This window comes from Microcystis sp. LE18-22.4A (assembly GCF_027531105.1).
GTDB classification, from domain to species: Bacteria; Cyanobacteriota; Cyanobacteriia; order Cyanobacteriales; family Microcystaceae; genus Microcystis; species Microcystis aeruginosa.
The window spans coordinates 1-9,502 of the sequence record NZ_JAPZRB010000098.1 but is presented as its reverse complement, the minus strand read 5'-3'; the positions used below and the strand labels follow the sequence as shown (position 1 = coordinate 9,502).

The window sequence follows — 9,502 nt, the reverse complement described above, 5'->3', positions numbered from 1 at the left end:
GATAATACTAGACCAAACCAAAAGAAGTCAAGCGGTATCCTTAACAAGGGAACAGTCAAACTAGGAGCCGTGTGAGGCGAAAGTCTCACGCACGGTTCTGAATGGGAGGGGAGGTCGGTGACGACCTTCTCGACCCCTAATTAAAGCGCGTAAGGGATCACGGAAACCTCCCGCTCCTTTGTACCTCGGAACAAATATCGCCCTTGAAAATGTAATGGTGACGGGTCAAGCAGGATAGAAGCTTAACGGCTAAGGTCAATTCTGCCCACAAATAAAATTCAGATCCGTCCGCCGCCGGGCAGTCGGTAGACGTTAAACTAAAACGCTTGTGGATTCGGTCTGACGGGGGCATAGTCTTCCGATTGTGTCTAGTTAAGAGGAGTAGAAGCAAGAATCTCCAGTCACAGCGTAGCTTGACGGCGAGAGTGTCAATAACTGTTACCGTTGAATGGGACAAGACTGTGGATATTCGCTTAATCGTTGTTGATGTGGATGGAACGATCGCCGGTGATAACAATCAGGTTAATCCAGCTGTGGTGCAAGCTGTCTCGGCCGTCCAAAAAAAGGGAATTCCCGTCGCTATTGGCACTGGTAGGATGTACCGCTCGGCTTTACGTTTTCATAAACGCCTTAAATCCACTTTACCTTTAATTGCTTACAATGGCGCTTGGATTCAAGATCCTGTTTCCCAAGTTCACCATCGACATACTCCCATTTCCCCCGACTTGGCGATCGATCTTTTAGATTATCTCGAACAACCCCAATGGAAAGAGAAAATCTCCCTTAATTTTTATATGGACGATGTGCTTTATGTGCGGCAATTAAACGCGGAAACGGAATTCTATCGGCAGCGATCAGGTATTATTGCCCAAGCAGTGGGAGATTTACGCAAAGTTGCCCACAAAACCACTAAAATCCTGGCCATGGGGGAAGATAAGCAATTTATCGCCGAGATTTGGCATCATTTACAGCAACGCTATCAAAATCAAGATTTATACTTTACCCAATCGAGTCCGACTTTTTTTGAAGTTACCCACGTTGAGGCCACTAAGGGAAGCGCCGCCCAATTTTTGGCCGAAGATATCCTAGGATTACAACCGCAAAACGTTATGGCGATCGGTGATAATTTTAATGATGTTTCTATGCTCACCTATGCGGGTGTCGGTGTTGCCATGGGTAATGCTCCCCAAGCTGTTAAGGATCAAGCCGATTGGGTTGCCCCTAGTGTAAACTTAAATGGGGTGGCTGCGGCCTTGGAAAAGTTTGTTTTGATTTGAGGAATTGGGGAATTGGGGAATTGGGGAATGGGGAGATGGGGAATTGGGGAGATGGGGAATTGGGGGAATTCAACTAAAACCCTACAACCCTAAGACCCTACAACCCTAACACCCTTTTCACCGAGAAAATTATGACTATTAATACGCAAACTGTTACGATTCCTAACAAAGATATTGACATAGATGCCTATTTAGCCATTCCCGATCGGGTGGGAATTTATCCGGCAATTATCGTGATTCAGGAAATATTCGGCGTAAACGACCATATTCGCGATGTCACCCGCAGAATTGCCCAAGAAGGCTATATAGCGATCGCTCCTGCCATTTATCAGCGATTCGCTCCTGGTTTTGAAACGGGGTACAGTATAGAAGATATCGAAATCGGTCGTCAGTACAAAGAACAAACCAAAGCAGCCGAATTAATCAGCGATATCCAAGCCACCATCGATTATCTTTATAGTTTGCCACAGGTGCAAAAAACCGGTGTCGGCACGATCGGTTTTTGTTTTGGTGGTCATCTGGTTTATCTTGTCTCCACTCTAGAGGATATCAAAGTTAGTGCCTCTTTTTACGGTGCAGGAATCACCACGGGAACCCCTGGGGGTGGCCAAGGGACAGTGAAGGTGACTCCCCAAATCAAAGGGACAATCTACGCATTTTTCGGGATGTTAGATGCGAGTATTCCTCAAAAGCAAGTGGATGAGATAGAAAACGCATTAATCCGTTATCAAATTCCTCATCGAGTTTTCCGCTATGAAAATGCCGACCATGGCTTTTTCTGCGACCAAAGGGCTAGTTATAATGCTAATGCGGCCAAATCTGCTTGGGATCATGTGCTAGAGTTATTTAGCCTTCTTAAATCTTAATGGTCTGACCCCTCAAGCTTCAGCTTACACTGGAAGCAGATCGAAATTATACTTGTAACCATTCTATTTATCATGACACCGAACCCTGCCTTTTCCATGGACGATTTTGCCAAAGCTCTTGATCAATACGATTATCAATTTGAAAAAGGGCAGATCGTGCGCGGGAGAGTCGATCAACACACCTCCGATGGAGCATTCATCGATATTGGCGGCAAATCCTCCGCTTTTATTTCTTTAAGGGAAATTTCCCTGGAAAATGTTACTTCCATTGCCGAAGCTTTACCCATAGATGCAGAATTCGATTTTCTGATTACCCGTGGACAGGACGCGGAAGGACAAGTTACCCTGTCTCTGCGGCAATTATTACTACAAAAAGCTTGGGAAAATGTCAGGGAAATCTCTGAAAGTGGCAAGTCGGTGCAGCTGCGCGTCACGGGGGTGAATAAGGGGGGAGTGACGGGGGAAGTGGAGGGATTAAAAGGATTTATCCCTCGCTCCCATTTAATCGAAAAAAATGATTTAGATTCCCTCATCGGACAACTTTTAACCGCAACTTTTATTCAAATCGATCAAGAAAATAATAAATTAGTTTTATCTCAGCGAGAAATTGCTCGCGCTAACGCTATCAGTCAATTAGCTGTGGGTAAATTATTAAGTGGCACCGTGGTTAAATTACAACCCTACGGTGTCTTTGTCGATTGCGGTGGAGTGACGGGATTACTCCATGCTAAACAGGTGACAGGAGCCTCTTTTAATTCTCCCATGACTTTCTTTAAAGTTGGTCAAGCAATTAAAGTGGTAGTCGCGGAAATTGACGAATATAAAAATCGCATTTCCCTATCCACAAAAATCCTCGAAGCGCACCCCGGCGAAATTCTCGAAAACTTTGCAGAAGTCATGGAAACAGCAGCAGAAAGATTAAAACAAGCTCAGGGAAAAAACCCAGAAAGTTAGCGTAGGGTGGGTTAGGCGACAATAACTTAGATATTTTACCACCTATTTAGTATTCGCCGTAACCCACCATCAGTTATCAGGTGAATTTGTCTCCTGTCTCCTGTCTCCTGTCTCCTGTCTCCTTTTTACTTGACAAAGATGTTTCAAGATCGGATAGCAATTTTAGGGACTATGCACGGAAAAGAGCGGGTGATTGCACCGATTTTAGCGCAAGAAATAGGCCTTAAGGTGATTGTACCCGATAATTTTAATACCGATCGCTTTGGCACTTTTACCCGGGATATTAAGCGCATCGGGACACAAATTGAAACCGCTCGCAGCAAGGCACAAGAAGCGATCGAGCTTTCGGGATACGATATCGGAATTGCTAGTGAGGGTAGTTTTTATCCCTATCCTAACTTGCCGCTAGTTTCCTGTAATCGTGAATTGATTTTATTGCTCGATCGAGTCCATAATCTAGAAATAATTGGTCAAGCAATAGTCACGGAAACTAATCACGCTCACCAAACTGTAACTAATCTAGCAGATGCTTTAGAATTTGCCGAAAAAATCGGGTTTCCTAGTCATGGTTTAGTGGTGATGTTTGATAAAAATTCTCTCGACTCTGAGCATATTTTTAAGGGAATTACTGACCAGAAAAATTTAGTTAAAATTGTTGAAGATATTCTTGACAAAAACGGCAAAGTACACCTAGAAACCGATATGCGCGCTATGCACAATCCCACGCGGATGAAAGCAATTGTTGCTGCGACAGCAAATCTTGTTCAAAAACTTAATCAATTATGCCCTAATTGTGGTTGTCCGGGGTTTGATATTATCGAAATAACATCGGGTTTACCCTGTGGTTTATGTCACTTTCCCACCTCTTTGATTAAACTGGAACTATACGGTTGTCAAAAGTGTGATTATCGAGAGGAAAAACTCTTTCCCAACGGTCAAAAAACTGCCGATCCAATGTATTGTGAATATTGTAATCCCTAAAGATAGCTTTTCTATGGAAAGAATTTTAGAACCAGAAGTAATGGATGATCGGGAAGAAGCGCTCGAATATGATGCCATGGACTTCACAGAAGTTAATACTAATTTCGCTAAAGAAGCCGTACAATTGGCCGGTATTAATGCTAGGGTGTTAGATGTAGGAACCGGTACTGCACGCATTCCGATTATACTCAGTCAACTACGTCCCCAATGGCAAATTATCGCTATTGATCTGGCCGATTCTATGTTAGAAATTGGTCAAAAAAATATCCTTAATGCTAACTGTCAAGAACAGATAAAATTGGAGAAAGTTGATGGAAAAAATCTTCCCTACCAATCCGAGCAATTTGATTTAGTTATTTCTAATAGTTTAATCCATCATCTCGAAAATCCTCTGCCTTTTTTACGGGAAATTAAGCGAGTTTTAAAACCCCATGGCGGCATTTTTTAAAGAGATTTATTCCGTCCCGATTCCGAGGAAATAATCAAGGGGATGGTGAGGGAAATCGATCCTAATTTTTCTCCCCGACAAGCGCAATTATTTCAAGACTCGCTGCGAGCGGCTTTTACCCTAGCAGAAATCGCCGATTTCATCCAGCAATCGGGATTAAAAAATGTTAAAATTTATCAGTCTTCTAATCGTCATTGGACAGCCATAAAAACAAGTAAAAACTAATCAATAAATAAGGAAAAATCGAGTTATGAAAGTTGGATTTTTGGGAACGGGATTAATGGGAACGCCAATGCTGGAAAGATTATTAAATCAGAGAATTTCTGTTATTGCCTATAATCGCACCTTAGAAAAATTGACAGCTTTACAGCAGTTAGGAGCCAAAACAGTTAGCTGTCCCGATCAGGTAATTCAAGAGGCAGATTGTCTGATTTTAATGTTAACTAATGCCGCCGCTATCCAAGAGGTTTTAGGATTAAATTCCGAGCAATCCAACTTCAATAATCGTACTATTATCCAGATGGGAACCATTGCCCCTTCTGAAAGTAAACAACTGCGAGATCAAATTGTTGCTAAAGGGGGAGAATATCTAGAAGCACCCGTGTTAGGAAGTATTCCCGAAGCTAAAAAGGGGACTCTCTTAGTTATGGTGGGAGCAACGGAGAAACAGTTCCATCAATGGTCAAATTTATTAGCACATTTTGGTCAAGAACCGATGTTAATCGGGGAAGTGGGAACCGCCGCGGCGTTAAAATTAGCTTTAAATCAATTAATTGCCGCTCTAACCAGTGCTTTTGCTTTGAGTTTAGCTTTTTTATCCCAGCAAGGAGTAGATCTAGAAAAATTCATGACTATCCTGCGTCAAAGTGCCTTATATGCGCCTACTTTTGACAAAAAATTAACCAGAATGTTAGAAGAAAATTATGCTAACCCTAATTTTCCCACTAAACATTTACTCAAAGATGTCAATCTCTTTTTAGAGGAATCGGAGAAGTTAGATTTAAATACTTTTCCCCTAACAGGAGTACAGCGCCTTCTTGAAAAAGCTTTAGAAATGGGATTCGCAGAGGACGATTATTCAGCTTTATACGGGGCGCTGAAAAAAGAATTAAGTAGGTAGGCGTTAAAAATTATCAGACACCCCCCTTATCAAGCGTAGGGTTGATTCATGAATCAACCCTACCTTATCAAGGGGGGGGCAGGGGGGATCGAACCTAAAATCCATTTTTAATTTAATTATAACCAGCTACTTATAAACCGCTTGGCAACATCAAAAAGACTCTTTTTGGTTTGTCTAGTCGGACAACTGATAGGAGAAAAACTGGTAAAAGGCTTTAAATTTTCCTTAAGCTTTGTTGAGGTGGCCGGAAGAGGGGGTTAGAGTGGGAAGTGATGGAATTTTGGGCATATTTTCCTATGACGCTGACTGAATTTGGATTATTAGCGGGTTTACTTGTCCCCGGTATCCTGCTCTCGATTTTAGTGATGGTGAGTTTTGCCAAAGGGGGCTAAAAACCGATAGAGACACCGATGAAAGTGTCTCTATCTTTTTGGGGTGAAGATTAATCTATTTTTGGTTTTTTGCCTAATTTAATTGATTCTGTAGCTAACAAAATTGATTCTAAATGATGGCGCTTCTCCACTTGACCGAGGAAATAACCGGTCATCATCGCTGAAGCGAGAAGATTAGCCAAATTCTCGCGGTCGGTGGTAATTTGTACCGCAAAATCCTCTGAGGGCAACATTCCCACCAATCCCTTGACGTTTTGCGAGATAATATCTTTAATTTCGCTACTGACCGATTGGGCTATTCTCTCAAGGGTTTCAGGATGCTGCTGCTGGAGATACTGCATCAGACAGTTATCATTTTGTTCTTCGGTTTCCCAGGGAAAAAAATCAGGATTAAAAGTCATCAGAACTCCCACGCTGTAGTGGTTATTAGATTTAGGTTAACAAATCGCTCTTCTTGATTGCCCGAAGTCCCCCCATCTTCCTCAAGTTTAGCTCAGTGATCAGAAATATTCACCCCTAATATACCCTCTCTCTCCTTATTCCTGATCGGTAGCTTCCAGAATACCCTGTTCCCTAAGATTGTCAACCTCGAAATATTGATGAAATTTATCGGTTACTTCTAACCAGTAGGATCTACCCTCGTTTTGCTTGCGTTTTCTCACAAATCCTCGTTCTACCAAGTCCTGAACCTGTTGATAGGCCGTACTGCCTCGTAAATTAATTAAATCCGCTTGCAAAATCGGTTCTTTCAGTGCGATCGCTGCTAAAGTACGGAGGGTTCCTGTGCCTAATTCGGCCGGGATCAGGTCTTCGATCAAATTCTGATAAGCTGACCGCAATTGTAAACTATAACCGAGGGGGGTTTCCACCACTTCCAAGGCACTATCCCGGTGGGCATAATCGGACATTAACTCGATCATGGCATCTTCCACCGTCAAGCGATCGCTGTTGGTTAATGTCACCATCTCGGTTAAGGGGACAGGCTGCCCTTTTAGGTAAAGTATCGCTTCTAGACGGGTAGCTAGTCTGATCTCCTGGTGGGCTTCCGCGCTCAATCTCGACTACCTAAGTTTAGACAATGATTTAATATTCTACTAGAAGACGAACGAGAAAATTATGGAAACTTTTTGGAGTCAGGTTTTAGACTTTTGTTATCAGGCTACCGAGCAGGTGGGCGCTCGCTTACTGGCTGATTTTGGCAAATTACAGGCCACCAATAAAGCAGATGGGACTTTAGTGACGGCTGCCGACCGTTGGTCCGATGGGGAATTGCGATCGCTAATTGCCCGCACTTTCCAGGATCATGGAGTCCTAACCGAGGAAACTACCCATATTTTCCCGGATCAAGAATGGTGTTGGGTAGTGGATCCAATCGACGGTACAACTAATTTTACTCGCGGTATTCCCATCTGGGGCATTTCCCTAGGACTTCTCTACCGGGGGACTCCCGTGTTCGGATTTGTTTATCTCCCCTGCCTGAAACAGGCCTATTATGGTTATTGGTACGGTGAGACGGGTTTAACCGGTCCAGAGGGAGCCTACCGCGATGGTCAACCGATTCACACCAGCGAAGATTTTCCCAGCAAAAATCATCTGTTTAATCTCTGCGCTCGTAGTACAGATATATTAAAAAATCCCTTTCCCTGCAAAGTGCGGATGATAGGAGTGGCTAGTTATAATCTGCTTTTGGTTGCCGATGGCACGGTTTTGGGAGGAGTGGAAGCAACCCCGAAAGTCTGGGATATTGCTGCGGTCTGGGCAATTCTACAGGCCGCTGGCGGAGTATTTATCTCTTTAGGAGAAAAGATTTTTCCCTTGCAGGTGGGGGAAAATTATAGCGATCGATCCTATCCCTGTTTAGCCGTGGCTCGATCGAATTTAGCGCCGGTTTTCTTGCCTTTAGTCGGTTTTCTCAAGGATGTTGCTTGAATGGAGAATTGCTCAGGTTAGAATAGCTGCATTTAATGGTTTTATCTTTATTTAGGGCTGGCTGAATAAATCTAAAAACCTTGTTGGATAATATCTTTAAGCTTGTTTGAAATCAAAAACTGCCAGCCCTTGGAGTGATCAGGGGGGAAATTTAGGCACTTTTTGCCTGAAAATTAGGTAATTGACCCCCTAAAAATCGCTAAAACCCTACACCCCACACCCTACACCCCACACCCTGCCCCCACGAATTTATTTCATGAGTTTTGATACTTCCTCTCTCAGCCAACGCAACGATAAAGCCGAAGTCTATCAGCCAGTAATTATTCGCCTCGAAAATGTATCTAAAATCTACGGCAGTGGCGAAACCATGGTTAAAGCTCTTAATAACGTCAATTTAAGCCTGAAAAAAGGGGAATATTGCGCTATTATGGGGGCTTCGGGTTCGGGAAAATCCACGGCCATGAATATTATCGGCTGTCTTGATCGTCCCACCTTGGGAGCTTATTATCTAGAAAATCTGGACGTTTCCACGCTGCCGGATGGGGATTTAGCCCAGATTCGCAATCGTAAAATCGGCTTTGTTTTCCAGCAATTCCATCTTTTACCCCAGATGAGTGCGCTGGAAAATGTCATGTTACCAATGATTTATGGTGGGGTTTCTCCCCAAGAAAGAAAGGAAAGAGCGATCGCTGCTTTAACGAAGGTAAAATTAGATAATCGACTGCACAATAAACCCAATCAATTATCGGGGGGACAACAGCAGCGCGTCGCTATTGCTAGGGCAATTGTCAATCAACCCATATTATTACTTGCTGATGAACCGACGGGGGCGCTAGACTCGAAAACTACCCAAGAGGTGATGGCTATTTTCTCGGAATTGAATAACAGTGGCATTACTATCGTCATGGTAACTCACGAGGCTGATGTGGCGCGTCACTCTCAGCGCATTATTTGGTTTAAGGATGGTGAAGTGGTTTATCCTAATCTCGCACCGACGGATTTACACGAGGTGATTGGGTAGGGTGGGGATTTTTCAGTTATCAGTGAAAAGAAAACGGCAACTTCCTAATTAGATATCTGTTAGGGATTGGGAAGAAAACCAAAAAGTTTGGCTGCCCCTCCTAAAATGGCAACAACCAAAGCGATTAGAATCCCTCGATTGGTAAATTCCTGATTAGCGACTCTTGCAGTTAATCCTTTAATTTCTGTGGTTAGTCGCTCATCTAGGGCTTTAATCTCCCCTTTTAACTCCGATTGTCCTATCTCTAGCTTGTTAACATCTCTTTGTAGAGAGTCTATTTTCCCCTCGATCCTTGTCAGAACAGCTTCTAGGGAATAAGTCACGGTTTCGTTAGACATGAGCTAGACTCCTATATTTTGCTATGTTGCGGTCTCGCTATTTAGGGGTTGCCACCGAGTAGAGAAAATCTGATGCTGACGGTGATTATTGCCCCGATACCAGCACTAATTCCCCCAACAATCAGAGGTAAAATTAACCCCCGAAATCCCTGTAAGTCAGAAACAGACTTAACTAA

General features: G+C 43.2%; 10 protein-coding genes and 1 pseudogene. 8 read left to right on the top strand and 3 right to left on the bottom strand.

The window, feature by feature from the left end:
* Positions 1–461: 461 nt before the first annotated feature.
* From O9295_RS04325 to O9295_RS04300, 6 genes and pseudogenes are all read left to right on the top strand, one after another.
* The gene (locus O9295_RS04325; RefSeq protein ID WP_287973266.1) at positions 462–1,277 is read left to right on the top strand and encodes a Cof-type HAD-IIB family hydrolase; all 816 of its coding nucleotides are present in this window, start codon (positions 462–464) and stop codon (positions 1,275–1,277) included.
* 131 nt (positions 1,278–1,408) lie between these two features.
* On the top strand, positions 1,409–2,143 hold the full coding sequence (locus O9295_RS04320; protein WP_287973259.1) for a dienelactone hydrolase family protein: 735 nt from the start codon (positions 1,409–1,411) through the stop codon (positions 2,141–2,143).
* Positions 2,144–2,239: 96 nt separating this feature from the next.
* Positions 2,240–3,097, top strand: coding sequence for a S1 RNA-binding domain-containing protein (locus O9295_RS04315; RefSeq protein WP_041803732.1), 858 nt, complete (start codon positions 2,240–2,242; stop codon positions 3,095–3,097).
* 138 nt (positions 3,098–3,235) lie between these two features.
* Positions 3,236–4,078 (top strand): DUF6671 family protein, encoded by an 843-nt coding sequence (locus O9295_RS04310; RefSeq protein ID WP_288031966.1) that lies wholly within the window; start codon positions 3,236–3,238, stop codon positions 4,076–4,078.
* 13 nt (positions 4,079–4,091) lie between these two features.
* Positions 4,092–4,751 (top strand): annotated as a pseudogene (locus O9295_RS04305) (class I SAM-dependent methyltransferase).
* 25 nt (positions 4,752–4,776) lie between these two features.
* Complete coding sequence (locus O9295_RS04300) at positions 4,777–5,646, top strand: NAD(P)-dependent oxidoreductase (protein WP_190723494.1); 870 nt, start codon at positions 4,777–4,779, stop codon at positions 5,644–5,646.
* Positions 5,647–6,088: 442 nt separating this feature from the next.
* Here the strand turns inward: O9295_RS04300 and O9295_RS04295 are convergent, their stop codons facing one another.
* Together O9295_RS04295 and scpB are read right to left on the bottom strand one after the other, a co-directional pair.
* Positions 6,089–6,439, bottom strand: coding sequence for a DUF760 domain-containing protein (locus tag O9295_RS04295; RefSeq protein WP_002803308.1), 351 nt, complete (start codon positions 6,437–6,439; stop codon positions 6,089–6,091).
* A 135-nt stretch (positions 6,440–6,574) separates the two neighbouring features.
* Positions 6,575–7,093 (bottom strand): SMC-Scp complex subunit ScpB, encoded by a 519-nt coding sequence (gene scpB / locus O9295_RS04290; protein ID WP_002737651.1) that lies wholly within the window; start codon positions 7,091–7,093, stop codon positions 6,575–6,577.
* A gap of 61 nt (positions 7,094–7,154) precedes the next feature.
* Here scpB and O9295_RS04285 point away from each other — a divergent pair, with 61 nt between their 5' ends.
* Entirely contained in the window at positions 7,155–7,967 is an 813-nt protein-coding gene (locus tag O9295_RS04285) for an inositol monophosphatase family protein (protein WP_288031962.1), read from the top strand.
* A 256-nt stretch (positions 7,968–8,223) separates the two neighbouring features.
* Positions 8,224–8,988, top strand: coding sequence for an ABC transporter ATP-binding protein (locus tag O9295_RS04280; RefSeq protein WP_288031960.1), 765 nt, complete (start codon positions 8,224–8,226; stop codon positions 8,986–8,988).
* A 59-nt stretch (positions 8,989–9,047) separates the two neighbouring features.
* Here the strand turns inward: O9295_RS04280 and O9295_RS04275 are convergent, their stop codons facing one another.
* Positions 9,048–9,326, bottom strand: a complete 279-nt coding sequence (locus tag O9295_RS04275; RefSeq protein WP_002735949.1) for a hypothetical protein — start codon at positions 9,324–9,326, stop codon at positions 9,048–9,050.
* Positions 9,327–9,502 lie beyond the last annotated feature (176 nt).

What these genes read in the sequence shown, in the direction of transcription:
- O9295_RS04320 (WP_287973259.1), top strand. Translation starts at nt 1,409, where the DNA reads ATGACTATTAATACGCAAACTGTTACGATTCCTAACAAAGATATTGAC.
- O9295_RS04315 (WP_041803732.1), top strand. Translation starts at nt 2,240, where the DNA reads ATGGACGATTTTGCCAAAGCTCTTGATCAATACGATTATCAATTTGAA.
- O9295_RS04310 (WP_288031966.1), top strand. Translation starts at nt 3,236, where the DNA reads ATGTTTCAAGATCGGATAGCAATTTTAGGGACTATGCACGGAAAAGAG.
- O9295_RS04300 (WP_190723494.1), top strand. Translation starts at nt 4,777, where the DNA reads ATGAAAGTTGGATTTTTGGGAACGGGATTAATGGGAACGCCAATGCTG.
- O9295_RS04295 (WP_002803308.1), bottom strand. Translation starts at nt 6,439, where the DNA reads ATGACTTTTAATCCTGATTTTTTTCCCTGGGAAACCGAAGAACAAAAT.
- O9295_RS04285 (WP_288031962.1), top strand. Translation starts at nt 7,155, where the DNA reads ATGGAAACTTTTTGGAGTCAGGTTTTAGACTTTTGTTATCAGGCTACC.
- O9295_RS04280 (WP_288031960.1), top strand. Translation starts at nt 8,224, where the DNA reads ATGAGTTTTGATACTTCCTCTCTCAGCCAACGCAACGATAAAGCCGAA.
- O9295_RS04275 (WP_002735949.1), bottom strand. Translation starts at nt 9,326, where the DNA reads ATGTCTAACGAAACCGTGACTTATTCCCTAGAAGCTGTTCTGACAAGG.